The 22,206-nt window shown below is 68.1% G+C and carries 22 protein-coding genes; 4 read left to right on the top strand and 18 right to left on the bottom strand.

The window, feature by feature from the left end:
- Positions 1–130: 130 nt before the first annotated feature.
- The 5 genes from DA1_RS25515 to DA1_RS25495 form a co-directional block, all read right to left on the bottom strand.
- Entirely contained in the window at positions 131–2,293 is a 2,163-nt protein-coding gene (locus DA1_RS25515; RefSeq protein ID WP_012204372.1) for a TonB-dependent receptor family protein, read from the bottom strand.
- A 249-nt stretch (positions 2,294–2,542) separates the two neighbouring features.
- On the bottom strand, positions 2,543–3,988 hold the full coding sequence (locus DA1_RS25510) for an aminotransferase-like domain-containing protein (protein ID WP_034391519.1): 1,446 nt from the start codon (positions 3,986–3,988) through the stop codon (positions 2,543–2,545).
- 32 nt (positions 3,989–4,020) lie between these two features.
- Positions 4,021–4,890, bottom strand: coding sequence for a plasmid replication/partition related protein (locus tag DA1_RS25505; RefSeq protein WP_034391521.1), 870 nt, complete (start codon positions 4,888–4,890; stop codon positions 4,021–4,023).
- Positions 4,891–5,012: 122 nt separating this feature from the next.
- Positions 5,013–6,401: a prephenate-dependent tRNA uridine(34) hydroxylase TrhP gene (gene trhP, locus DA1_RS25500; RefSeq protein ID WP_012204375.1), complete on the bottom strand. Its 1,389-nt coding sequence runs from the start codon at positions 6,399–6,401 to the stop codon at positions 5,013–5,015.
- Positions 6,402–6,422: 21 nt separating this feature from the next.
- Positions 6,423–7,334, bottom strand: a complete 912-nt coding sequence (locus tag DA1_RS25495; RefSeq protein ID WP_034391523.1) for a LysR family transcriptional regulator — start codon at positions 7,332–7,334, stop codon at positions 6,423–6,425.
- Between the two features lie 144 nt (positions 7,335–7,478).
- Between DA1_RS25495 and DA1_RS25490 the strand changes: the two genes are divergently transcribed.
- The gene (locus DA1_RS25490) at positions 7,479–8,249 is read left to right on the top strand and encodes a sulfite exporter TauE/SafE family protein (RefSeq protein WP_034391525.1); all 771 of its coding nucleotides are present in this window, start codon (positions 7,479–7,481) and stop codon (positions 8,247–8,249) included.
- A gap of 10 nt (positions 8,250–8,259) precedes the next feature.
- Here DA1_RS25490 and prfH read toward each other — a convergent pair whose 3' ends face one another.
- The 11 genes from prfH to DA1_RS25435 all read right to left on the bottom strand — a co-directional run bounded on the left by prfH (position 8,260) and on the right by DA1_RS25435 (position 17,200).
- Positions 8,260–8,859 carry a peptide chain release factor H gene (gene prfH / locus DA1_RS25485; RefSeq protein WP_034391528.1) on the bottom strand — a complete coding sequence of 200 codons (600 nt, stop codon included), beginning with the start codon at positions 8,857–8,859 and terminating at the stop codon, positions 8,260–8,262.
- A complete protein-coding gene (locus tag DA1_RS25480) occupies positions 8,850–10,004 on the bottom strand; it encodes an RNA ligase RtcB family protein (RefSeq protein WP_034391530.1) in 1,155 nt (384 codons plus the stop codon). The genes prfH and DA1_RS25480 overlap by 10 nt, the downstream gene beginning before the upstream one ends.
- Before the next feature lie 399 nt (positions 10,005–10,403).
- Complete coding sequence (gene tolA, locus DA1_RS25475) at positions 10,404–11,546, bottom strand: cell envelope integrity protein TolA (RefSeq protein ID WP_034391532.1); 1,143 nt, start codon at positions 11,544–11,546, stop codon at positions 10,404–10,406.
- Positions 11,547–11,570: 24 nt separating this feature from the next.
- Positions 11,571–11,996 carry an ExbD/TolR family protein gene (locus tag DA1_RS25470; RefSeq protein ID WP_012204381.1) on the bottom strand — a complete coding sequence of 142 codons (426 nt, stop codon included), beginning with the start codon at positions 11,994–11,996 and terminating at the stop codon, positions 11,571–11,573.
- 30 nt (positions 11,997–12,026) lie between these two features.
- Positions 12,027–12,731, bottom strand: a complete 705-nt coding sequence (gene tolQ, locus DA1_RS25465) for a protein TolQ (RefSeq protein ID WP_012204382.1) — start codon at positions 12,729–12,731, stop codon at positions 12,027–12,029.
- Complete coding sequence (gene ybgC, locus DA1_RS25460; RefSeq protein ID WP_016450455.1) at positions 12,728–13,144, bottom strand: tol-pal system-associated acyl-CoA thioesterase; 417 nt, start codon at positions 13,142–13,144, stop codon at positions 12,728–12,730. Before ybgC ends, tolQ begins: the two co-directional genes overlap by 4 nt.
- Positions 13,145–13,156: 12 nt before the next feature.
- Positions 13,157–14,341 carry a pyridoxal phosphate-dependent aminotransferase gene (locus tag DA1_RS25455; RefSeq protein WP_034391536.1) on the bottom strand — a complete coding sequence of 395 codons (1,185 nt, stop codon included), beginning with the start codon at positions 14,339–14,341 and terminating at the stop codon, positions 13,157–13,159.
- Between the two features lie 104 nt (positions 14,342–14,445).
- A complete protein-coding gene (nusB, locus tag DA1_RS25450; RefSeq protein WP_013803409.1) occupies positions 14,446–15,081 on the bottom strand; it encodes a transcription antitermination factor NusB in 636 nt (211 codons plus the stop codon).
- The gene (gene ribH, locus DA1_RS25445) at positions 15,078–15,548 is read right to left on the bottom strand and encodes a 6,7-dimethyl-8-ribityllumazine synthase (protein WP_012204386.1); all 471 of its coding nucleotides are present in this window, start codon (positions 15,546–15,548) and stop codon (positions 15,078–15,080) included. Before ribH ends, nusB begins: the two co-directional genes overlap by 4 nt.
- Positions 15,549–15,551: 3 nt before the next feature.
- Entirely contained in the window at positions 15,552–16,673 is a 1,122-nt protein-coding gene (gene ribBA / locus DA1_RS25440; RefSeq protein ID WP_013803408.1) for a bifunctional 3,4-dihydroxy-2-butanone-4-phosphate synthase/GTP cyclohydrolase II, read from the bottom strand.
- A 212-nt stretch (positions 16,674–16,885) separates the two neighbouring features.
- Positions 16,886–17,200, bottom strand: coding sequence for a 2Fe-2S iron-sulfur cluster-binding protein (locus tag DA1_RS25435; protein ID WP_016450460.1), 315 nt, complete (start codon positions 17,198–17,200; stop codon positions 16,886–16,888).
- 634 nt (positions 17,201–17,834) lie between these two features.
- Between DA1_RS25435 and DA1_RS25430 the strand changes: the two genes are divergently transcribed.
- On the top strand, positions 17,835–18,743 hold the full coding sequence (locus DA1_RS25430) for an SDR family NAD(P)-dependent oxidoreductase (RefSeq protein WP_034391538.1): 909 nt from the start codon (positions 17,835–17,837) through the stop codon (positions 18,741–18,743).
- 270 nt (positions 18,744–19,013) lie between these two features.
- The gene (gshA, locus tag DA1_RS25425; protein ID WP_034391539.1) at positions 19,014–20,543 is read left to right on the top strand and encodes a glutamate--cysteine ligase; all 1,530 of its coding nucleotides are present in this window, start codon (positions 19,014–19,016) and stop codon (positions 20,541–20,543) included.
- 7 nt (positions 20,544–20,550) lie between these two features.
- On the opposite strand, the gene DA1_RS25420 is transcribed toward gshA, so the two are convergent.
- Both DA1_RS25420 and DA1_RS25415 read right to left on the bottom strand, forming a co-directional pair.
- A complete protein-coding gene (locus DA1_RS25420) occupies positions 20,551–20,763 on the bottom strand; it encodes an oxidoreductase-like domain-containing protein (RefSeq protein ID WP_012204391.1) in 213 nt (70 codons plus the stop codon).
- A 2-nt stretch (positions 20,764–20,765) separates the two neighbouring features.
- Complete coding sequence (locus DA1_RS25415; RefSeq protein WP_034391540.1) at positions 20,766–21,008, bottom strand: hypothetical protein; 243 nt, start codon at positions 21,006–21,008, stop codon at positions 20,766–20,768.
- A 167-nt stretch (positions 21,009–21,175) separates the two neighbouring features.
- Here DA1_RS25415 and ylqF point away from each other — a divergent pair, with 167 nt between their 5' ends.
- The gene (gene ylqF / locus DA1_RS25410; RefSeq protein ID WP_012204393.1) at positions 21,176–22,129 is read left to right on the top strand and encodes a ribosome biogenesis GTPase YlqF; all 954 of its coding nucleotides are present in this window, start codon (positions 21,176–21,178) and stop codon (positions 22,127–22,129) included.
- Positions 22,130–22,206: the final 77 nt, after the last annotated feature.

Raw genomic sequence — 22,206 nt, 5'->3', positions numbered from 1 at the left:
GGGTCGCCTTCTTTGATCTGACCTTTCTTGGCGAATCAAGAAAGGGCAGTCGGCTGCCGGGCCGAGACCCGGCCTCAGAAAAATACCACCCGGCAGGGACCAAAAAGATCAGGCCCCTGCAATAGCAGCCTCAGAACGGCAACGTCCCCTGCACATACAACGTCCGAGGCATCCCCACATACTTGCCCCCGTTGTTATCCGTAGACCGCGTGTAGTACCTGCGATCGAACAGATTCTTGACCCCCACGGCCACCCGCAGATTGCTCAGCGACTTGCCAAAGTCATAGCCCGCACGCAGGCCCACGGTCGCAAACCCGGGGATATCACCCAGCCGCCCCGCAGCATCTTCCTGCGTCACATACTGCGTGCCCGACCCCGGAGAGCGCTGCTTCGATTGCGCGGCCAGGTCCGCATTCAGCGTCCACTGCCCCAGCGCATAGCGCGCCCACAGCTGGCCCGTGTGGCGCGAGTACAGCGGCAGGTCGCGCCCCGCGAAATCGCCGGCGCGCGAGACGGCCTCGGTATAGGTATAGGACACACCCGCCGTCAGTCCCTTGAGCGCGGCATTCCACTGGCCCAGGTCGTAGCGCAGCGAGGACTCGATGCCGCGGTGGCGCGTGGCGCCCAGGTCGGTCCAGATGCCGTCCACGCCCACGCGGGTCAGCAGCAGTTCCTTGTCGAAGTCGATGTTGAACAGCGTCAGCTCGGCGTTCAGCGCCGGGCTGTTGTAGTGCGTGCCCACCTCATAGGTCTTGGCCGATTCGGGATGCAGGCCGCGCTCGGTCTGGGCCAGCTGCGCGTACTGCTGCGGGCCAAAGGACTTGCCCGCGTTGGCGAACAGCGACCACTGCGCATTCATGCGGTAGAGCACGGACAGCGTGGGCAGGAACTCGCTTGCATCGGCCTTGGGGAACAGCTGGCTGGTGACGGTGCTGCCATCGGCGCCCAGGTTGCTGACGTTGTTGAAGGAGTTGATGCGTTCGTAGCGCACGCCGGGCGTGATGGTCCAGTTGCCGATGTCGATGCGGTCATCGATATAGAAGGCATGGGCCGTGGTGCCGCCCTGGCTGGTCTGGTAGGGCGTGATCGGCAGGGCCATCGCGTTGGCCATGGTGGCTGGGTTGTAGTAGGCGGTGCGCAGCGCGACCTCGGAGCTGCTTTCCTTGAGGTAGCGGTAGCCCACGCTGACTTCCTGCACCACGGAGCCGGTCTCGAACAGGCGCGAGTAGCGCGGCTCGATGCCGAAGTAGTGGTAGCTGCGCGGCGCGGCCGTCAGGCGACGCTGGTTGGCGTTGTCCTGCTCGATGTAGCTGCCGCGGAACGAGTCCACGTAGTAGCCCAGCACCTCGAAGTTGTTGCGCCCGTCCTTGTGGTTGTACTTGAACGAGGCATCGGTGCGGCGGCCGTCGAAGCTGTCGTAGGAGCGCGTGGACTGGAACGGGTCGGCCGCGTACTGCGCCGTGGTCAGGCCGCCGGGCATGCGGCCCGAGCCCTCGAAGTGGTGCAGTGAGACGGCGATGTCGTCCTGGGCCGAGATGCGGTAGGCGCCCTTGAGCAGGATGTCGTCGATGTCGGTCTTGTCATTGCCTGCGCGCCAGCCGTCGCCATGCGTGCCCGAGTACAGCAGGGCCAGGCCCAGGCCGGATTCGTTGGTGCCGCCCACGAAGAGGCTGGGCGTGGTCTTGGCATTGCCGCCGTGGCTGTAGATCTCGGTGCCCACCGAGGCCTCGGCCGCGAAGGTCTTGGGAATGGCGCGCGTGACGAAGTTGATGATGCCGCCCACGTTCTGGGGGCCGTAGCGCACCGAGCCCGCGCCGCGGATCACGTCCACCGACTCCAGGTTGCCCAGCGACACGGGCGCCAGCGACAGCTGGGGCTGGCCGTAGGGCGCGTAGGAGACGGGCACGCCGTCCATCAGCACATACGAGCGCGGCGACAGGCGTGCCGTCAGGCCGCGCACGCCGATGTTCAGCGACACGTCGCTGCCGCCCGTGCCGTTGCTGTCCTGCACCTGCACGCCGGGCACCAGGCGCAGCACGTCGCGCAGGCTGGAGGAGCCGGTTTCCTCGATGCGTGCCCGTTCGACGATGGTGCGCGCGCCGGCATGGTCCAGCACCTTTTCCTCGGTGGGGTTGTCCAGCCAGTTGCCCGTGACGGTGATGGCGGACAGGCCGGCCTCGGGTGCGGTGGTGGTGGGGGATGGCGCCTGTGCCGACGCCTGCAGCGACAGCAGGGCGGCGGCGACAGCGGCCGCGCAGCGTGTGAGCGTGGCGCAGTGATTGCTGGAAACCATGGAAAACTTCCTTTGTGCCTCTGGGATTGGTGCAGCGCTGAAGGGTCGGCTGGCAGGCTGCAGGACGCGTGGCGGCGGGCGAGGCGGAAGCAGGAGACAAGGACCGGTCAGCATGCATGGCGGCGATGCCGGTTCGGGGTGCGAGTCTAAATGAGAATCATCCAGCTCGGCACCAGGCTGACAGCAGCTGTGCCGGGCCGCGTTGCCCGGGCGCTACAGCGCAGCAGGTGCTGCCAGCGCAGCGGGCGCTTACCTTGCTGCTTTTGCTGTTGGAAGGGGCTGCATTGCGCGGGCCAGTTCGCCCAGCGTGGCCAGGGCCTGCCCGGTCTCGTCGCTCCAGTCATGGCCGTAGTTCAGCCGCAGGCAGTGGCCGAAGGCCTGCGAGGCCGAGAAGATCGGCCCCGGCGCCACGCTGATGCCGCGCGCCAGCGCCGCGCGGTGCAGGGCCAGCGCATTGCAGTACGGCGGCAGCTCTATCCACATGAAGTAGCCGCCCTCGGGCCGCGTGGCCCGCGTGCCTTGTGGAAAGTGGCGGGCAATGGCCGATGCCATGTGGTCCCGCTGCAGGGCCAGGCTCTGGCGCAGGCGGCGCAGGTGGCGGTCGGCGCCGCCGCTTTCCAGGTAGTCGGACAGCGCCTGCTGGGTGGGTGCATTCGTGGCCAGCGTGGTGGTGAGCTTTTGCCGGGCCACGGCGCGCGTGAAGCGCCCGGGGGCGGCCCAGCCCGTGCGCCAGCCCGGCGCCAGCCATTTGGAGAACGAGCTGCAGTGCAGCACCCAGCCTTCGGTGTCGAAGGTCTTGGCCGGCGGCGGGCGGCGCTCTCCGAAGTACAGCTCGCCGTACACGTCGTCTTCGATCAGCGGCACGCGGTGGCGCGTGACCAGCTCCACCAGTGCGCGTTTGCGCGCCTCTGGCATGAGGCTGCCCAGCGGGTTCTGAAAGCAGGTCATCAGCCAGATGGCCTGGGGCCGGTGGCGCTGCAGTGCTGACTCCAGCGCGTTCAGGTCCATGCCCTCGCCCGGATGGGTGGGCACCTCGATGGCCGACAGGCCCATGCGCTCCAGCGCCTGCAGCGCGCCATAGAAGCAGGGCGACTCTATGACCACGGCGCCGCCGGGCCGCGTGACGGCGGCCAGGCACAGGTTCAGAGCCTCCAGCGCGCCGTTGGTGATGACCAGATCGGCTGGCGTCAGCGCCAGGCCGTCGGCCAGGTAGCGGCGTGCGATCTGGCGGCGCAGCGCCAGGCTGCCGGGCGTGAGGTCGTCGATGGCGCTGCGTGGGTCGGCCTCGCGCGCGGCATGCGCCAGGCACTGGCCCAGGCGGCGCAGCGGGAACAGGCCCGGCGAGGGAAAGGCCGAGCCCAGGGGCACGACATCGCGGTCCATGGCTGACTCCAGCACCTCGAACACGCGCTCGCTCACATCGACCACGGCAAAGCTGTCGCCTTCGGGCGAAGACGGCTCGGTAGGCTCGGGCGGCGCGCTGCGCGGGCGCTGGGCCACGAAGTAGCCCGATCGCTCGCGCGCGCGCACCAAGCCGCGCGCCTCCAGCAGGTAGTAGGCCTGGAAGACGGTGGAGGCGCTGACGCCGCGCCGCTCGCTGGTCTGGCGCACCGAGGGCAGCTTGTCACCTGGGCACAGAACGCCTGCGGTGATGGATGCCTCGATATCGTCGGCCAGCTCCTGGTAGCGCGTCATGGCGGCGTGCGTGCTTGGGTGCGGGCGCCGCTTCAGCCTTGCTCGGCCAGCAGTTCCTGCAGCGCCTTGATCTGCTGGCGCAGGCGCTCGTTCTCGGCTTCGAGTTCGTTCACGCGCTGCTGCAGCTCCTCGGGTGAGGCGGTCACGGCCGCACCTTCGCCGTCGGCCGCTTCAGCTTCGGGCTTGGCGGCCTTGGACTTTTTCTTGGCATCGCGCACGCGCTTGGCGGCCTGCTTGAGTTCGTCGGCGCCTGCGGCGGCCACGGCCTGCTGCTCGTCCACGGGCAGGCTGGCGACCACGGCGGCGGTGCTCAGCGAGATGTCGCCCGAGCGCACGGCGGCCACCACTTCGGGCGCGGCCTTTTGCTGGATGGTCTCGATCAGCTTGACCTGGCTGCTGGACAGGCGGGCCACGCGGGCCAGGGCTTCGCGCGTGTCCAGGGCCTCGTCGGGCACCTTGGCCACGCTGGCCAGGGCGGCGGCGACCACGGGGTCGGTCTCGCCTTCCCAGGGGGCTTCACCCTCGGCCTGGGGCGCATCGGCCTTGGCGGCCATCACGGCCGCGGCGGCGGCCGAGCGGCGCGTGGCAATGATCTCGCGCTTGCGCAGCGCCAGCACGCCGCGCTGGAAGTCGGACACGCTGCGGCGGCCCAGGTGCTGGTCGATCATCCACAGGTGCACGTCGTCCATGTTCTTGAACTGCGTGGCCTGCACGGTGTTGAAGGGCAGGCCGTGCTTTTGGCAGATGGCGTAGCGGTTGTGGCCGTCGATGAGCAGGTCGTTCCAGAGCACGAGCGCGTCGCGGCAGCCTTCGGCCACGATGCTGCGCTCCAGCGCGTCGAGTTCATCGGGGGTCAGCGGGTCGATGTAGGCCTTGAGTTCTTCGTTGACGACGATGTCCATGGCAGTGCAGAAATGAGGAATGAAAGGAACGGCGGCCGCTCCAGGCCATTGCAGCAATGGCCCTGGACAGCCGCCAGGAAAAAATCACGGGCAAGGAGGGCAGGGCGGCCTGCGCCCCGGCTTCACAGCAGGCGCGAGATCAGCGCACCCTCGGCCGGCGCATCCAGCGGAATGCGCACGCGGATCGGGTTGCCCTGGGCGACCTGCACGGGTTCGCCGTCGAGGTTGAACATCTTCTCCAGCAGCACCTGGCGGTTGCCCTGCGGGTGGATGATCTCCAGCGTATCGCCCACCGAGAAGCGGTTCTTGGTCTCCACCTCGGCCATGCCGTCGGCATAGCTGCGCACCTCGCCCACGAAGTGGCTGCGCTGCAGCACCGAGTGGCCGGTCTCGTAGTTCTGGTAGTCCTGCGAGGGACGGCGCTCCAGCAGGCCGCCCGTGTAGCCACGGTTGGCCAGGCCTTCGAGCTCGGTGATCAGGTGCGGGTTGAAGGGGCGGCCGGCCACGGCATCGTCGATGGCGCGGCGGTAGACCTGGGCCGTGCGGGCCACGTAGTACAGGCTCTTGGTGCGGCCCTCGATCTTGAGCGAGTCCACGCCGATCTTCACCAGGCGCTCCACATGCTCCACGGCGCGCAGGTCCTTGGAGTTCATGATGTAGGTGCCGTGCTCGTCTTCCATGATGGGCATCAGCTCGCCGGGGCGGCCCTTTTCCTCCAGCAGGTAGACCTGCTCGGCCTTGGGGTGGCGCGCGCCGTCGCCGCAGGTGCTGGTGAACTGGCTGTCGGCTTCCTCGCGGGCCTTCTCGAAGCTGAAGTCCTGCTCCATGGTCTGGGCCAGGGCCTCGCCGGTATTGGGATCCACGGCCGCGTCATGCGTCTTGTAGTCCCAGCGGCAGGCATTGGTGCAGGTGCCCTGGTTGGGATCGCGCCGGTTGAAGTAGCCCGACAGCAGGCAGCGGCCCGAGTAGGCGATGCACAGCGCGCCGTGCACGAAGACCTCGATCTCCATGTCCGGGCATTCCTGGCGGATCTTCTCGATCTCGTCCAGCGACAGCTCGCGCGACAGGATGATGCGCGAGACGCCGGCCTTCTGCCAGAACTTCACCGTGGCCCAGTTGGTGGTGTTGGCCTGCACCGAGAGATGCACCTCGGTCTCGGGCCACTTTTCCTTGACCATCATGATCAGGCCGGGGTCGGCCATGATCAGCGCGTCGGGCTTGCACTCGATCACGGGCTCGATGTCGCGGATATAGGTGCGCACCTTGTCGTTGTGGGCGATCAGGTTGCTGGTGACGAAGAATTTCTTGCCCCGCGCATGCGCCTCGGAGATGCCCTGGGCGATCTGTTCGAGGCGGAATTCGTTGTTGCGTGCGCGCAGGCTGTAGCGGGGTTGCCCGGCGTAGATGGCATCGGCGCCAAAGTCGTAGGCCGCACGCATCTTGTCGAGCGAGCCGGCCGGCAGCAGCAGTTCGGGGGCTTTGAGGGTCATGATCCCCGTATTGTCCCGCATCGCGCTTTCCAACACGGTTCGCTATGGCTCCGCCAGGCCCAGTCCTTTCAGATGCACCAGCAACTGCCTTGCATGGGCGGGCAACTGGTCTTCCCGGGCCGTGCACAGCAGCAGCTGGCGCCGGGCCCAGGCATCGCTCAAGGGCACGGCGCGGGCGCCGCTGGCCGGGGCCAGGCGCTGCGCGGCGGCGGTGGGCATGACGGCCACGCCCACGCCCTGGCCCACCAACTGGCAGATGCTGTCCAGGTGCTGCAGCTGGGCGCGCCAGCGCAACTGCCCTCCTGACGGCCCTTCCAGCAAGGCGGCCTGCTGGCGCACCAGCACCTGCAGGGCGGCATCGTGCGGCAGGCCTACCCAGTCTTCGGTCAGCAGGTCCTGCAAGGCCAGCCGTTTGCGCCGGGCCAGGCGGTGGGCGCGCGGCAGCACGGCCACCAGCGGGTCGGGGCGCCAGGGCGTGGCCTGCAGGCCGCGCAGGTCCTGGGCATCGCTGGCCACGCCGATGTCGCACAGGCCCTGGCGCAGCCGGTCCAGCACTTCGGCGCTGCGGCATTCCTGCAGCTCCAGCGCCACGCGCGGATGGTTGCGCAGGAATCCGGCCACGGCCAGCGGCAGGTGCTCGCTCACGGCCGAGGTGTTGCCGCATACGCGCACATGCCCGGCCAGGCCCGCGCCGTACTCGGCCATGTCGCCGCGCAGGCGTTGCATTCGTGCCAGAACGTCACGCGCATGCTGGCCCAGCGTGTGGCCGGCCGCCGTGGGCCGCACGCCGCGTGCCTGGCGCGCGAGCAGGGCGCAGCCCAGTTGCGCCTCCATGCCGCGCACGCGCTCGCTGGCCGAGGCCAGGGTCATGTGCGCGCGCCCGGCCGCCGCCGTGAGCGTGCCGCAGTCGAGGATATGGACGAACAGCTGCAGGTCGGTGAGGTCGAATCGCATGGACTGTGGTGCTGAAGGATCAGGCCATGCCTGAGCCTTGGTTTGAAGATTCCCGATTGTGATCCCTGCGATGGTGCACGAACATGGCGCCATGAGGTTCAGGAAAGGCCTGAGCCAAGTCAGTGAAAGTGCAGGGTGGCCGTGATGTGGGATGCGTGGTGGGTGCTGGCGGCGGCGGTGGCCGTGTTCGGGCTGGCCGGTGTCGTCAAGGGAGTGGTGGGCCTGGGCCTGCCCACGGTGTCCATGGCGCTGCTGGCGCTGTTCATGCCGGCCGGGCAGGCGGCGGCCTGGCTGCTGCTGCCGTCCCTGGTGACCAATGTGGTGCAGATGCGGCCTATGCCATCGCTGCGGCCTCTGCTGCGGCGCCTGGGCTGGATGCAGCTGGGCATTGTCGCGGGCACGGTGGGCGGCATGCTGTGGTGGGGCCCGGTGGGCGAGGCCGCCGTGGCGCGCTCGGCGCTGGGCGTGGCCCTGGTTATTTATGCCCTGTGGGGCCTGTGGGGGCCGGGCCTGCAGTTGCCGCAGAGGCATCAGGCCTGGCTGGGCCTGTTGTGTGGTCTGTTGACGGGCGGGATCACGGCGTTGACCGGCGTGTTCGTGGTGCCGGCCGTGGCCTTTTTGCAATCGCTGGCGCTGGGCCGGCAGGCGCTGATGCAGGCCATGGGCCTGTGCTTCACGGTGTCCACGCTGGCGCTGGGCGCGGGCATGGCGCTGGCGCAGGGGCCGGGCCATGCCGCTTCGTCCTGGACGGGCTGGGGGGCCACGGCCCTGGTTTCCGCACTGATGCTGCTGCCCGCCCTGGCCGGCATGGCCTGGGGCGAGCGGCTGCGCCAGTCGCTGTCGCCCCAGGTTTTCAAGCGCGTGCTGATGCTGGGCCTGCTGGCCCTGGGCATCTACATGTGCGCCAGGGGTTAGTCCCGGGCGTTCAGGCGCGGAACACCTTCACGGGGCTGCCGCGCTCCACCTCCCAGTGCTGCTGGCTGCGCGTGCGCCGGGCCTGGCCCTCGCCCTGCGCGTTGAGGCGCGCCAGCTTCAGGGCCAGCAGCTCGCGCGCCAGCCGCTTGTTGGCGTGCTGGCTGCGCTCGCTCATGACCTTCACCGAGATCCCGCTGGGCACATGCAGGGCATGGACGGCGGAGTCCGTGGTGTTGACATGTTGGCCGCCCTTGCCCGAGGCCTTGCAGGCCTGGAAGACGATTTCGCCGTCTGCCGGCAACTGCCGGGGCGGCTCGCACTTCTGCACGGCAACAAACCAGTTCCTGCGCGGGTGATGGGGCCGCAGGGGACTGTCGAAGACCCACTGGATGGTGCCCAGCCAGGCGCCCAGCGTGCCGTGAAGCAGGCCGGTGTCGCCGTCGCAGCGCAGCAGCACGGACTTGTAGCCGGCTGGCGTGGGTGTTTCCTCCAGCACGTCCACGGCGATGCCGCGCGCAGCGCAGTCGCGCAGCAGCTCGCGCAGGGTCAGGCGCACGGCATGCTCGCACTCGGCGGGGCCGTGAGATGCAGTCAGCTGGATCAGCAGCATTGCATGGCTCCCTTCTTGTAGGTCAGCAGGGGGCGCAGCCGCGCCACCAGTTGCACCAGGCCGGCTTCCTGCAGGCTGGCGACGACGGAGTCCACGTCCTTGTAGGCCTGGGGGGCCTCCTCGTAGACCAGTTCGCGGTCGGCGCAGACCACGGCGCTGCCGAATTGGGTGCGCAGCAGCTCGTCCAGCGTGAAGCGCGGGCGCAGGCGGCCCATGCAATCGGTGCGTGCCCACTTGCGGCCCGCGCCGTGTGCCAGCGAGTGCAGCGCCTCGTCACGCCCGGCCACGGGCCGCACAAGGTAGCTGTAGTCGCCGCGCGAACCCGGAATCACCACCAGCCCCTGGTCGGCCGGCGTGGCGCCCTTGCGGTGCAAAAAGCCGTCCTCGCCGCGCCAGTGGTGGGCGATCACGTGGTTGTGGGTGATGTCCAGCAGGGCCTGGCCGCGCGTGCGCAGGGCGCGCAGCAGGCGTGCCGCAATGCTGGCGCGGTTGAGCTGGGCGAAGGCGATGGCGGCCGCGTGCTGGCGCAGGTACTGCGTGGCGTCATCGCTGCTGGCGGCCAGGCCGTCGTGGCTGAAGGCCTCCACATGGGCGCGCAGGATGGCGCCGCCCAGCCCGCGCGAGCCACTGTGCACCATGAGGTGCACGCGTTTCCTGTCGAGCGCACCGTCCTCGTACAGCGTGTCCACCACCTGCAGTTCGGCAAAGTGGTTGCCGCCGCCAATGGTGCCCAGGCTGTCCTGCAGATACGCCAGGTCGGCCACGCCGCTGGCCTGGGCGATGTGCTCCAGCTGCTGCATGTCCACGGCGTCCAGCAGTTCCTGGGGCAGGGGGCCGTCGATGTTGCCCACCGCCTTTTCCAGCTTGGGGGCCGAGGTCTTGTGCGCCGCCAGCTCCGTGCTGTACAGCGACATGCCGCAGCCGATGTCGCCGCCGACCAGGGCCGGGTAGAAGCGGCCCACGGAAAAGAAGGCCGCCCCTACCGGGTAGCCCCGGCCCGGGTGCAGGTCGGGCAGGCCCACGGCGGCGCGCATGCCGGCCAGGTTGCGGGCCGTTGTGTGAAGTTGTTGGATGGCGGCGTCTTCAATCCAGACGCCGCGGTTGGCGAACACCTCAATGTAGGTGTCCGAAAGGGAATTGCCCATGAATGGCTTTCGATCGAGTGCTTGGGGCACATTCCGGCAGATGCGGAATGCGCAATGGGCAGTCGCCGCAAGCTCGATGGACAGGCATCAGGAAAAGCGCACGCGCAGCCGAAAGCCGGGCCTCTTGCGGGGCCGGGAATCAGGTCTGCAGCGTGGCCTGGAGGCGCTAGGGCTTCAAGCGTGCACGACTGCAAAGGGACGTGTCGAATGGGACATGGGTTCTCTCCTTTGCGATGGTGGACGGGTGCCGCGAATGCGGCAAAGACGGGGATGCTAGGGACAAGCGGCCGGTGCCGCAAGCGAAGTCGCAGGCGCGTGGCGGATTGCATACAACGCAAGATGGAAAAAGCCCCGCAGGCAGGTACCGGCGGGGCTTTTTGATGAAGGGCCTGTGCCCGTTCAGTCCTGCGGGCGGAATCCAATGACCAGGTCCGAAGGAACGCGGCCATCGATGTCGCGCGGCAGCGTCTCGGTCTTTTGCAGGGCGCGGATGACGGCATCGTCCCAGGCCTTGTTGCCGCTGGACTTGGCGATGGTGGCGCCGGTGATGGTGCCATCGGGCGCGGTGCGCACGCGCACCTCGGCCCGCGGATTGCCGCTGATGGCGTCCGGGTAGACGATGTTGGGCTTGACGCGCGCGGCCACCTTGGCGCCATAGCCGGCCGAGGGGCCTCCGGCCGAGCTGCCCGAGCCACCGCTCTTGCTGCCGCCTGCGCCTTCGCCGGCCGAGCCGCCGCTGCCGGCCAGGCCCTGCATGCGGCGGATGTTCTCCAGGCGGCGTGCCTCGGCTTCCTTGGCCTCGCGGGCTTCCTTGGCAGCCTGTTCCTTCTTGCGCTTGTCCTCGGCGGCCTTCTTCTCGGCTTCGGCCTTGGCGGCCTTTTCCTTGTCGGCCTTCTCGGCTTTCTCGCGCTCGGCCTTGTCCTTGGCGGCTTTTTCCTTGTCCGCCTTTTCCTTTTCGGCCTTGTCCTTCTTTTGCTGCTCCAGGCGGTCCTTGCGGTCCTGCTCGGCCTTGTCCTTTTTCTGCTGATCGAGCTTGTCGCGGCGGTCCTTCTCGGCTCTTTCCGCCTTCTCGCGCTCGGCCTTGTCCTTGGCCGCCTTGTCGGCCTTTTCCTTGTCCAGGCGCTCCTGGCGTTCCTTCTCGCGCTGCTCACGGGCGGCCTGTTCGGCGCGCTCCTTCTTTTGCTGCTCGATCTTGCGCTTCTTCTCCAGCGCGATCTCGGCCTCGTGGTCGTCGTCCACGGCCTGCGGCTTGGGAGGTGGGGGCGGTGCAATCACGGGCGCGGGCGGCGGCGGTGGCGGCTGGGGAACAGGCTCGGGTGCAGGTGGCGGCGGTGGCGCAGGCACGGGCAGGGCGGGAGCGGGTGCGGCCGTGGACCAGAACTCGGCCTCGACCATGGGCTCGTCGGCCTGCTTCGGGGGGCGCACGGTCCACAGCATGGCGGCCACAAGCAGCCCGTGCGCTGCCGCGGCCAGGGCCCACGAGCGCGTGCGGCCGCGCGTGCGCGGCGGTGCGAACTGGTCGTGGTCTTGCAGGTTGGGCATGGGATCGAAGGCGGGCGGCGCTGCTTACTGGGAGGACTTGACGCCGAAGGCCACGCGCTTGACGCCGGCCGACTGCAGGGCCGACATGGCGGCCATCACGGTCTCGAAGGGCAGCTTCTTGTCCGCCGAAATCAGCACGGCGCTATCGTCGCTTTGCTGGTCCTGCCAGCTCCTGGCGGCTGCGCCCAGCTCCTTGAGCGTGACGGTCTTGTCGGTGCTGCCGGCCTTGATGCGGATGCCGCCGTCCTTGTCGATCATCACGTCGGCGCGCTTCGGGGGCGTGCGCGCGGCCTTGCCGGCACTGGGCACGTTGATGGAGCCCGGCGTGAGCATGGGGGCCGTCACCATGAAGATGATGAGCAGCACCAGCATCACGTCGATGAAGGGCACCATGTTGATCTCGTTGACGGTGCGGCGGCTGCGGCCGCCGCGCGAGGCTACTGCGGGCATGTGCTCACTCCTTGCTGGCTTTGAGCGACTTCAATGGCCGGACGGGGTGCTGGAGCCGGTCGCACCCACGTTGCGCTGCAGGATGTTGGAGAACTCTTCGATGAAGGTTTCCTGCTGGCTGGCCACGCGGTCGATCTGGTGGGCATAGCGGTTGTAGGCCGTGACGGCCGGGATGGCGGCGAACAGGCCCATGGCCGTGGCCACCAGCGCCTCGGCAATGCCGGGGGCCACGGTGGCCAGCGTGATCTGCTCCATGTTGGCAAAGCCGGTGAAGGCGTGCATCACGCCCCAGACGGTGCCGAACAGGCCGATGTAGGGAGAGACCGAGCCCACGGTGCCCAGGAAGGACAGGCCCGACTCGACCTCGTCCATCTCGCGCTGGAAGCTGGCGCGCATGGCGCGGCGGGTGCCGTCCATCAACTGGTTCACATCGGCGATGCGGCGCTCGCGCAGCTTCTGGTACTCGCGCATGCCGCTGGCGAAGATGCGTTCCATGGGACCGCCCTGCTTGGCATGGTGAGCGGCCGAGGCATAGAGATCGTTGAGGCTGGTGCCCGACCAGAAGTCCTGCTCGAAGCCGTCGTTGAGCGAGCGCACGCGCTTCAAGGTCTGCGACTTGCGGAAGATGGTGGCCCAGCTGGCCACCGAGGCGCCCACGAGGATCAGCATGACCAGCTGCACGACCCAGCTGGCCTGCAGCACGAGGCTGAGTATGGACATGTCATGGGAGTTCATGAGAGTTGCTCCAGGATGCGGTTCGGAATTCTTGCGGGGCGCATGGTCGAGCCATCCACCCATCCAATGCGGATCGTGCCTTCGCACAACAGGGGCGGCGGCGCATTGCCATCGCCGGCGGATGCCAGCAGCGCCTGCTGCCGTATTGTCAGCGAAGCGCGCCCGCTGCTTTGCAGCTCGGCGGTAACAAGGAGTTGGTCATCGAGCCGGGCTGCCCGCAGGTATTGCAGCTGGGCCTGGGTTACGACAAACATGCCGCCCGTTTGTTCCCGCAACTGCTGCTGGCCTATGCCCAGGGCGCGCAGCCACTCGGTGCGGGCACGCTCGAAGAACTTCAGATAGTTGGCGTAGAACACGATGCCGCCGGCATCGGTGTCCTCCCAGTAGACGCGGATGGGAAATTCGAAGGCCATGTGCGGCGGGCCTCAGGCCAGCAGGCGCTGCAGGCGGCGCACGGCCTCCTGCAGCTGTTCCATGGAGTTGGCCGTGGAAAAGCGCACGAAGTCGGCGGTCTCGAACGTGCCGAAGTCGCGGCCCGGCGTGATGGCCAGGTGGGCGCGTTCCATGACGGCGTAGGCAAAGTCCCAGCTGCCCTGGACGCCGAGCCTGGCGGCAGCGGCACGGCAGTCGGCCCAGGCGTAGAAGGCGCCGTCGGGCTGCACGGGCACGGGCAGGCCCAGGGCCTCGAGCGCAGGGATGAAGAAGTCGCGCCGGGCCTTGAACTCGGCGCGGCGGCGTTCGTACTCGGCAATGGACTCGGGCTCGAAGCAGGCCAGGGCGGCGCGCTGCGAGACGGTGCTGGCGCAGATGAAGAGGTTCTGCGCCACGCGCTCGACCACGGGCACCATGGCCTCGGGCACCACCATCCAGCCCAGGCGCCAGCCCGTCATGTTGAAGTACTTGCTGAAGCTGTTGATGCTGATCACGTCCTCGCCCAGCGCCAGCGCGGTCTGGCCGAAGGCGTCGTCATGCGACAGGCCCAGGTAGATCTCGTCGATGATGGTCAGCCCGCCCCGGGCGCGCACCACGTCGAGGATGCGGCGCAACTCGGCCGGCGCAATCGAGGTGCCGGTGGGATTGGAGGGCGAGGCCAGCAGCACGCCGCGCGTGTGCTCGTTCCAGGCGGCCTCGACCTTGTCGGCGCTCAGCTGGTAGCGTTCGGCCGCCGTGGTCGGCACCATGACGGCCCGGCCTTCGGCTGCGCTCACGAAGTGGCGGTTGCAGGGGTAGCTGGGGTCGGGCATGAGGATTTCGTCGCCCGCGTCGATGGTCGCCAGGCATGCCAGCTGCAGCGCGGCCGAGGCGCCGGCCGTGACCACGATGCGCCGCGCCGGCACATCCACGCCGAAGCGCTGCGCATACCAATGGCTGATGCGCTCGCGCAGCTGGGGCAGGCCCAGGGCCGGCGTGTACTGCGTGGCGCCATCCTGCACGGCGCGCGCTGCGGCCTCCTGCACCAGCGGGGGCGCGGTGAAGTCGGGCTCGCCGATGTTCAGGAAGATCATCGGCGTGTCGCTGTCCGCGCAGCCGCGCGCCATCTCCTGCGCCGCCTTGGCGATCTCCATCACGTAAAAGGGCTCAATGCGGTCGGCGCGGGTCGAAAACTTCATGACGGGTGAAATCCTGGAAGAGGCGCCCGCGCCCGGCAGGCGCGGGCGGGCCATGGATGGCCGGATGCGGCGGGGCCTGTGCCCCGAAGACCCGAGGCGCGGCGTCAGCCGGCGGCCTGGTCGGCAGCGTCGTCTGCTGCTGCGTCCGTGGCGGCATCTGCTGCCGCGTCGGTGGCCGTGTCTGCCTTGGCGGCGGGCTGCGCGGGCGCGGAGCCCTTGCCCGCACGGTCATGCTCGACTTCGGCCGCACGCAGCGTGGGAGCCAGGCCGTTGAGCACGGCGTTCACGTATTTGTGGCCGTCGGTGCCGCCGAATTCCTTGGCCAGCTCGATGCACTCGTTGAGCACCACGCGCCAGGGCACGTCGGGGCAGTGCTGGAATTCATACACGCCGATCCACATGCTGGCGTGCTCGATGGGCGAGATCTCGGCCATGGTGCGGTCCAGCTTGGGGGCGATCAGCGCGTCCAGATCCACCTGGGAGTTGATGCAGCCGCGCAGCAGCGCGTCGTAGTGCACCGAGTCGGCCTTGTGAAAGCCGGACAGGTCGCGCGTGAAGCGGTCGATGGCCTCCACGTCGTTGCCGCCCACCAGGTGCTGGTACAGCGCCTGCAGCGCGAATTCACGCGCACGGCTGCGGTTGGACTTGGAGGCGGCCTTGCGCGCGCCGGTGCTGGTCAGGCCGCCGCGGCTTTGGCGGGGAGGGCGGCCCGAGGCCGGTGTGGATTGTTCGTCGCTCATGTTCGGGCTATGGTTTGGAGCAGGTTGGCCATCTCCACGGCGACCCGGGCCGCGTCGCGTCCCTTTTCGGTCTGGCGCGCGATGGCCTGCTCCGTGTTCTCGGTGGTGATGATCGCGTTGGCGATCGGCAGCTGGTAGTCCAGGGCCAGGCGCGTGACACCCGCGCCCGATTCGTTGGCCACCAGCTCGAAGTGGTATGTCTCCCCACGGATGATGCAACCCAGCGCCACCAGGGCGTCGTACCGGTCGGACTCGGCCATCGCCTGCAGCGCCACGGGCACTTCCAGGGCGCCGGGCACGGTGACGTGGTCGATGTTTCCGGCCTGCACGCCCAGGGCCAGCAGCTCTTCGCGGCAGGCCTGGGTCAGGCTGTTGGTGATGCTTTCATTGAAGCGGGCCTGGACGATGCCGACGCGCAGCTGCGCGCCGTCGAGGTTCTGGGCCTGGCCCTTTTCTGCGTTCAACATTTCTTATTCCTTGGGGATGTAGCCGCTGATTTCGAGGCCGTAGCCGGCCATGCTGGGCAGGCGGCGCGGCTGGCCCATGAGCTGCATGCGCTGCACGCCGCATTCGCGCAGGATCTGCGCGCCCACGCCATAGGTGCGCAGGTCCATGCGGCCGCGCTCGGGGGCCTGGGCGGCACGGGCGCTGCCGTCGAACTGGGCCATAAGCTGGTCGCCGGTCTCGCCGCAGTTGAGCAGCACGGCCACGCCGTGGCCCTGGCGGGCGATGTATTCGAGGCTGGAGTCCAGGCTCCAGGAGTGCAGGGTGCGGCCGGTCTCCAGCGCGTCCAGCACGGACAGCGGCTCATGCACGCGCACGGGCACGGGGGTGTCGGCTTCCCACTGGCCCTTGACCAGGGCCAGGTGCACGGATTGGCTGGGCAGGTCGCGGAAGGCATGGGCGATGAACTCGCCATGCGCCGTCTGCAGCGGGCGCGTGCCGACCTTGCTGAGCAGGGATTCGTTGCGGCTGCGGTACTGGATCAGGTCGGCAATGGTGCCGATCTTCAGGCCGTGCTCGGCAGCGAACAGCTGCAGGTCGGGCAGGCGGGCCATGGTGCCGTCGTCCTTCATGATCTCGCAGATCACGGCGGCGGGGCTGCAGCCGGCCAGGGCGGCGAAGTCGCAGCCGGCCTCGGTATGGCCGGCGCGCATGAGCACGCCGCCGTCGACGGCCTGCAGCGGGAAGATATGGCCGGGCTGGACCAGATCCGTGGGCTTGGAGTCCTTGGCCACGGCGGCCTGCACGGTGCGCGCGCGGTCGGCGGCGGAGATGCCGGTGGTCACGCCCTCGGCCGCTTCGATGGAGACGGTGAAGGCCGTGCTGTACACGGTGCCGTTGCGCGCGGCCATGGGCGGCAGCTTCAGGTATTCGCAGCGCTCGCGCGTGAGCGTCAGGCAGATCAGGCCGCGGCCGAAGCGCGCCATGAAGTTGATCGCCTCGGGGGTGACATGGTCGGCGGCCAGCACCAGGTCGCCTTCGTTCTCGCGGTCTTCCTCATCGACGAGGATGACCATGCGGCCCGCGCGCATGTCGGCAATGATGTCTTCCACCGGCGAGATGGGCACGGGGGACGTGGAGTTGTTCATGGAGTGCCTTCTGGAGGAGCCGGGTCGTGCGGACGGGGCGCGGCACACGCGCCGGCTCCCTCGGCCTGGCAGGCGTCAGAAGTGGGCTTCCAAAGAACGTGTGGCGCGGCGCAGCCGCTGTCGGCAATCGGCATGACCCGGAATGACCTTGCGAAAGCGCACATTCTATTCCAGCGGCCATCGGCCGCAGGCGGCGCGGGCTTTGGCCGGATTCAGGGGCCGGGGTCCTGCAGCACCACATCGCCTTCGGGATAGGCGATGCAGGGCAGCACGCAGCCCTCGGCCCGCTCCTCGCGCGTCACGCCCGGCCATTCGATCTCGTAGCGCACGCTGCCCGAGACCAGCTGCCCGATGCAGGTGCGGCAGGTGCCGTTGCGGCAGGAACTGGGCCAGTCCACGCCGCCCTGCTCCAGCGAATGCAGCAGCGGCTGGTCGGCCCAGGCATCGACCTGCAGGCCGCTGGGCGTGAGGCGGGCGGTGAAGAAGGGCGGGGAAAAAGGGGAGGAGGCGGGGGAGTCCTGGCTCATGGGCGTCTGCTTTGGATGGGATCTGCCGAGCCTGCATTTGTATGCGATACGGAGCAGGTCGGCACAGGTCCGGAATTGCGCCGTTTGCCTGTTTTTTAATCAATCGCAGGGCTTGTATTTCAAATCAATGACTTAACCGCGAAATCAGGCCGTTGCAGCCGCTTGTCCACATGCTTGTCCAGTCCGAATGGGGGTAAATGCGTACATGCGGGTTGCGCGGTGGATAAGCGGGACGCAGCCCGAAAATCCGGGGTCTTCTGCCTGTTTTTTAAGCGGGCTGCATGTTTTCCTTTTGAATCAATGACTTGTCTGGCTTATCCCGCCCGCTGTGAAAGTTGTTCACAAGATTGTTCAGGGTGAGACGGGATAAGTCGGGCAGACGACTTGTGGATTTGATTAAAAAATAGGCAAAAGAAAAAAATCCATTCAAAACAACCGCTTGGATCACCAGTCCCGGGCCAGCACATGGTTGTCCACAGGCTTGTCACGCAATGGTGGGGACAAGGCTGGCGGCCCTGCCGCAGTCGCTTGGGCAACCGGAATGAAGGCGGCGTCCGTCTACATTGCTGGGTGACCGGCGCCTAGCCATCCGGCGGGCGGAGCCGGCATCCAATGCAACAAAGGGAGCATCTCCATGGCGATTGAGTTTGAGGGCCGCGTGGCCATCGTGACGGGGGCCGGCGGCGGCCTGGGGCGTCTGCATGCGCTGGCGCTGGCGGCGCGCGGCGCCAAGGTGCTGGTCAATGATCTGGGCGGCGCGGTCGATGGCAGCGGCGGCTCGACCACGGCGGCCCAGGCCGTGGTGGACGAGATCCGCGCGGCGGGCGGCCAGGCGCTGGCCAACGGCGCATCGGTCACCGATTTCGCGGCCGTGCAGGCCATGGTGCAGCAGGCCGTCGATGCCTGGGGCCGCGTGGACATCCTGGTCAACAACGCCGGCATCCTGCGCGACAAGAGCTTCGCCAAGATGGACATGGATGATTTCCGCCTGGTGGTGGAAGTGCACCTGATGGGCGCCGCGCATTGCTGCAAGGCCGTGTGGCCGCACATGCAGGCGCAGAACTACGGGCGCATCGTGATGACCACCTCGTCCACGGGCCTGTATGGCAACTTCGGCCAGGCCAACTACGGCGCGGCCAAGCTGGCCCAGGTCGGCCTCATGCAGACGCTGGCCATCGAAGGCGCCAAGCACGGCATCCATGTGAATGCGCTGGCCCCCACGGCGGCCACCCGCATGACCGAAGGCCTGATGCCCGAGGCCGTGCTGGCCGCCCTCAAGCCCGAGGCCGTGGTGCCCGCCATGCTGGTGCTGGCCCACGAAAGTGCGCCCACACGTACCACGCTGTGCGCAGGCGCGGGCGGCTTCGAGGCGGCCTTCATCACGCTGACCGAAGGCGTGTATCTGGGCCGGGGCGACCAGGTGCCGGAGCAACTGGCTGCGCAACTGGCCCAGGTGCTGGACCGCAGCGGCGAACAGGTGCCCGCCAGCGGCGCCGCGCAGGGCACGCTGGAGGTGGGCAAGGCCATGGCCGCTGCCCGTTGATGAAGCGGAGGCCGGCAAGTGATTTCACCGCTGGCCGGCCTGCCCTTGCCCGGCGTCAAGGCAGGGCCGGCCTGGAGGGCGAAACTCTGACATATTCCTTTCGCTCGCGGCGATGCCATGCGGGGCAACAGGCCAAAACGCGTGGTTAAGCGGACAGGCGCCATCGCGTTTCCTGCCGTTTCTCTATCATTCGGCGTCCGGGTCGGGTCCGCCGGGAATCCTGGTGGTTTCCGTGTGGGCCGGTGCCCATCAACGAATCGGTAAACAAGAATGAAAACATCGCAGGCATCCATGGCGGTTCCCGATCCCCAGCGGCTCAAGGGCATACGCCGTGGCATAGAAAAGGAGGGCCTGCGCGTGCTGCCTTCCGGCAGCCTGGCGCTGACGCCGCATCCCCTGGCACTGGGCTCGGCGCTCACGCATCCGCACATCACCACCGACTACAGCGAATCGCAGATCGAGCTGATCACGGGCGCGCGCCTGGGCGTGCAGGAATGCCTGGACGAGCTGGTGCAGATCCACCAGTTCGTGCTGCGCAGCCTGCGCGATGCGGGCGGCGAGATGCTGTGGTCGTCCAGCATGCCCTGCCAGCTGCCCACGGACGAGACGATTCCGCTGGCGCGCTATGGCTCCTCGCATTCGGGCCGATCCAAGAGCGTGTACCGCATGGGCCTGGGCCATCGCTATGGCCGGCGCATGCAGACGATTTCGGGCATCCACTACAACTGGTCGCTGCCCGGCGTGACCAGCGACCAGTATTTCTCGCTGATCCGCAATTTCCGGCGCCATGCCTTCGTGCTGCTGTATCTGTACGGCGCATCGCCCGCGCTGTGTCCCTGTTTCGTCGAGGGGCGCGAGCATGGCCTGAAGCCGCTGGGCAATACGGGCCAGGCGCTGTACCTGCCCCATGCCACCTCGCTGCGCATGGGCCGCCTGGGCTACCAGAGCGATGCGCAGGCCAGCATCAACGTCAGCTACAACGGCCTGGAAGGCTATGCGAATTCGCTGCATGAGGCGCTGACCCATCCCTACCCGGCCTACGAGATGCTGGGCGTGCGCAATCCGGGCGGCGACTACAACCAGCTGGGCACGGGTCTGCTGCAGATCGAGAACGAGTTCTACGGCACCATCCGCCCCAAGCGCACCGTCAGCCGTGGCGAGCGCCCGCTGCATGCCCTGCGCGAGCGCGGAGTGGAGTATGTGGAAGTGCGCCTGATGGACCTCGATCCCTTCGAGGATGTGGGCATTGCCGCCCCCACCATGCGCATGCTGGACGTGTTCCTGCTGCACTGCCTGAATGCCGACAGCCCGCCCGATACGCCGGCCGAGATCGCCGAACTCAAGCACAACCAGCACCTGACCGCCGAGCGTGGCCGCGAGCCCGGCCTGCAGCTGGTGCGCGCGGGCCGCGAGGTGCCGCTGCGCGACTGGGCCCATGAAGTGCTGGACCAGTGCCGCCCCTATGCCCAGGCACTGGACAGCACGCACGGCACGCAGGATTACAGTGCCGCGCTGGCCCAGGCGCTGGAACGCCTGGAGCATCCCGAGCGCACGCCGTCGGCCCATGTGCTGGGCGAGCTGACGGGCGAGTACGGCAACAGCTTCTCGCGCTTCACGCTGGCCCGTTCCGAGCAGGCCCGCGATTCGCTGCTGGCCCTGCCCTGGAGCCAGGCGCAGCAGCAGCGCTTCGAGCAATGGTCGGCGCAGTCCGTGCAGGACCAGCGCGACATCGAGGCCGCAGACACGCTGTCCTTCGAGGAATGGCGCCTGCGCTACATGTCGCCCGAGAACCTGCGCTGACCGTGCCTCAGCCAGGTCCGCCGCTCAGGGCCTGGCCTGCATCCTCGCACCAGAACAGCACGGCGTCGTAGAAGCCTTCCCAGACGCAGCCGTTGCAGCCGCGACCGCAGCAACTGGTGGGCTGGGGCGGCGCCGGGCGCAGTGCAATGCCTGCAGCCTGGGCGCGCTGCTGCCAAAGCCCGATCTGCGACAGAGCCTGCTCCAGCGGGCCCTGCACCATGCTCAGCGCCGCGCCTTGCTGCGGCGCACCACAAACAGCACGATGAAGGCCGTGCCCAGCAGCAGGGCGAACCAGCCGACCAGGTACGACTGGGCCATCATCTGCACGATGCCCCCGGGTGCCATGAACTGCGGCGCCAGCAGAATCACCAGGCCGATCACGGCGCAGGTCACTCCCTTGATCAACAGTTCGATGTCGGCCTTGCGCGAGGCGGAGCGGGAAGAGGCGGTATCGGGCAAGGACATAGGCAGTGAGGCGGGGCGTAAAAGCGGGGGACAATTGCGGCTTGCGCAAGAAAGAATGAAGCCTGCGGTTTGCGCTGGGGCGCAGCGCGCTGTTCCATCCTGTCTGCGCAAGCCATGAATTATCCTTGCGCCCCTGCCAGTTCCCCCGTTTCCCAGAAAGTAATCCCATGGCCATACAGTGGTTCCCCGGTCACATGAATCTCACGCGCAAGGTGATCACCGAGCGCGTCAAGGAAATCGATGTGGTCATCGAAGTGCTGGATGCGCGCCTGCCGGGGTCGAGCAGCAACCCGCTGCTGCAGGAGCTGACGGGCCACAAGCCGCGCCTGCAGGTGCTCAACAAGCAGGACCTGGCCGATGCCGCGCGCACGCCGCTGTGGCTGGACTGGTACAACGCCCAGAGCGACACGCGCGCCATTGCGCTGGACGCTTCCGAGCCCGCGCCCACGCGCCGGCTGATCGAGGCCTGCAAGCTGCTGGCCCCCAACCGTGGCGGCATGGCCAAGCCCATGCGCGTGCTGATCTGCGGCATTCCCAACGTGGGCAAGTCCACGCTGATCAACTCCATGAGCGGCAAGCGGCAGGCCAAGACGGGGGACGAGGCCGGCATCACCAAGCTGGAGCAGCGCATCGTGCTGGCCGACGACTTCTACCTCTGGGACACGCCCGGCATGCTGTGGCCGCGCATCATCGTCGAGCAAAGCGGCTACAACCTGGCCGCCAGCGGCGCCGTGGGCCGCAACGCCTATGACGAGGAACTGGTGGCGCTGGAGCTGCTGGGCTATCTGCAGAAGAACTACGCGGACCTGCTGGAGGCGCGCTACAAGCTGGGCCTGGACAACGAACGCATTGCAGCCCTGCATGACGACGAACTGCTGGACGCCATCGGCCGGCGCCGCGGCGCAATGATGAGCGGCGGACGTGTCAATCTGCAAAAAGCTGCCGAGCTGGTGCTCACGGATTTCCGCGGAGCGATCCTGGGCCGCATCACGCTGGAGACGCCCGACGAATACGCGCAGTGGCTGGCCGTGGGCCAGGAACGCGATGCCGAGCGCCAGGCGCGCAAGGACGCCAGCAAGGCGCGCAAGCGCCCCCCGCGCGAGCGCAAAAGCGCGCCCTGAGGCACCGCCGGCCGGCGCCGGCATACCCCGTTTGGTGCAAGAGGGCGTCCGACCGGGGCGGTGGCACAACCACCACA

Origin of the sequence: Delftia acidovorans NBRC 14950 (assembly GCF_001598795.1) — a bacterium.
In the GTDB taxonomy this organism is placed as follows: Bacteria; Pseudomonadota; Gammaproteobacteria; order Burkholderiales; family Burkholderiaceae_C; genus Comamonas; species Comamonas acidovorans.
This window is presented reverse-complemented; position numbering and strand designations above follow the sequence as displayed.

Excerpts from the sequence above, each read along its gene's own strand:
- DA1_RS25515 (WP_012204372.1), bottom strand. The coding sequence starts at position 2,293 with ATGGTTTCCAGCAATCACTGCGCCACGCTCACACGCTGCGCGGCCGCT.
- ylqF (WP_012204393.1), top strand. The coding sequence starts at position 21,176 with ATGGCCATACAGTGGTTCCCCGGTCACATGAATCTCACGCGCAAGGTG.
- tolA (WP_034391532.1), bottom strand. The coding sequence starts at position 11,546 with ATGCCCAACCTGCAAGACCACGACCAGTTCGCACCGCCGCGCACGCGC.
- DA1_RS25510 (WP_034391519.1), bottom strand. The coding sequence starts at position 3,988 with ATGACGCGCTACCAGGAGCTGGCCGACGATATCGAGGCATCCATCACC.
- DA1_RS25435 (WP_016450460.1), bottom strand. The coding sequence starts at position 17,200 with ATGAGCCAGGACTCCCCCGCCTCCTCCCCTTTTTCCCCGCCCTTCTTC.
- DA1_RS25430 (WP_034391538.1), top strand. The coding sequence starts at position 17,835 with ATGGCGATTGAGTTTGAGGGCCGCGTGGCCATCGTGACGGGGGCCGGC.
- nusB (WP_013803409.1), bottom strand. The coding sequence starts at position 15,081 with ATGAGCGACGAACAATCCACACCGGCCTCGGGCCGCCCTCCCCGCCAA.
- ribH (WP_012204386.1), bottom strand. The coding sequence starts at position 15,548 with ATGTTGAACGCAGAAAAGGGCCAGGCCCAGAACCTCGACGGCGCGCAG.
- tolQ (WP_012204382.1), bottom strand. The coding sequence starts at position 12,731 with ATGAACTCCCATGACATGTCCATACTCAGCCTCGTGCTGCAGGCCAGC.
- DA1_RS25455 (WP_034391536.1), bottom strand. The coding sequence starts at position 14,341 with ATGAAGTTTTCGACCCGCGCCGACCGCATTGAGCCCTTTTACGTGATG.
- trhP (WP_012204375.1), bottom strand. The coding sequence starts at position 6,401 with ATGCGGGACAATACGGGGATCATGACCCTCAAAGCCCCCGAACTGCTG.
- ybgC (WP_016450455.1), bottom strand. The coding sequence starts at position 13,144 with ATGGCCTTCGAATTTCCCATCCGCGTCTACTGGGAGGACACCGATGCC.
- gshA (WP_034391539.1), top strand. The coding sequence starts at position 19,014 with ATGAAAACATCGCAGGCATCCATGGCGGTTCCCGATCCCCAGCGGCTC.
- DA1_RS25415 (WP_034391540.1), bottom strand. The coding sequence starts at position 21,008 with ATGTCCTTGCCCGATACCGCCTCTTCCCGCTCCGCCTCGCGCAAGGCC.
- prfH (WP_034391528.1), bottom strand. The coding sequence starts at position 8,859 with ATGCTGCTGATCCAGCTGACTGCATCTCACGGCCCCGCCGAGTGCGAG.
- DA1_RS25480 (WP_034391530.1), bottom strand. The coding sequence starts at position 10,004 with ATGGGCAATTCCCTTTCGGACACCTACATTGAGGTGTTCGCCAACCGC.
- DA1_RS25470 (WP_012204381.1), bottom strand. The coding sequence starts at position 11,996 with ATGCCCGCAGTAGCCTCGCGCGGCGGCCGCAGCCGCCGCACCGTCAAC.
- DA1_RS25505 (WP_034391521.1), bottom strand. The coding sequence starts at position 4,890 with ATGGACATCGTCGTCAACGAAGAACTCAAGGCCTACATCGACCCGCTG.
- DA1_RS25420 (WP_012204391.1), bottom strand. The coding sequence starts at position 20,763 with ATGGTGCAGGGCCCGCTGGAGCAGGCTCTGTCGCAGATCGGGCTTTGG.
- DA1_RS25495 (WP_034391523.1), bottom strand. The coding sequence starts at position 7,334 with ATGCGATTCGACCTCACCGACCTGCAGCTGTTCGTCCATATCCTCGAC.
- DA1_RS25490 (WP_034391525.1), top strand. The coding sequence starts at position 7,479 with ATGTGGGATGCGTGGTGGGTGCTGGCGGCGGCGGTGGCCGTGTTCGGG.
- ribBA (WP_013803408.1), bottom strand. The coding sequence starts at position 16,673 with ATGAACAACTCCACGTCCCCCGTGCCCATCTCGCCGGTGGAAGACATC.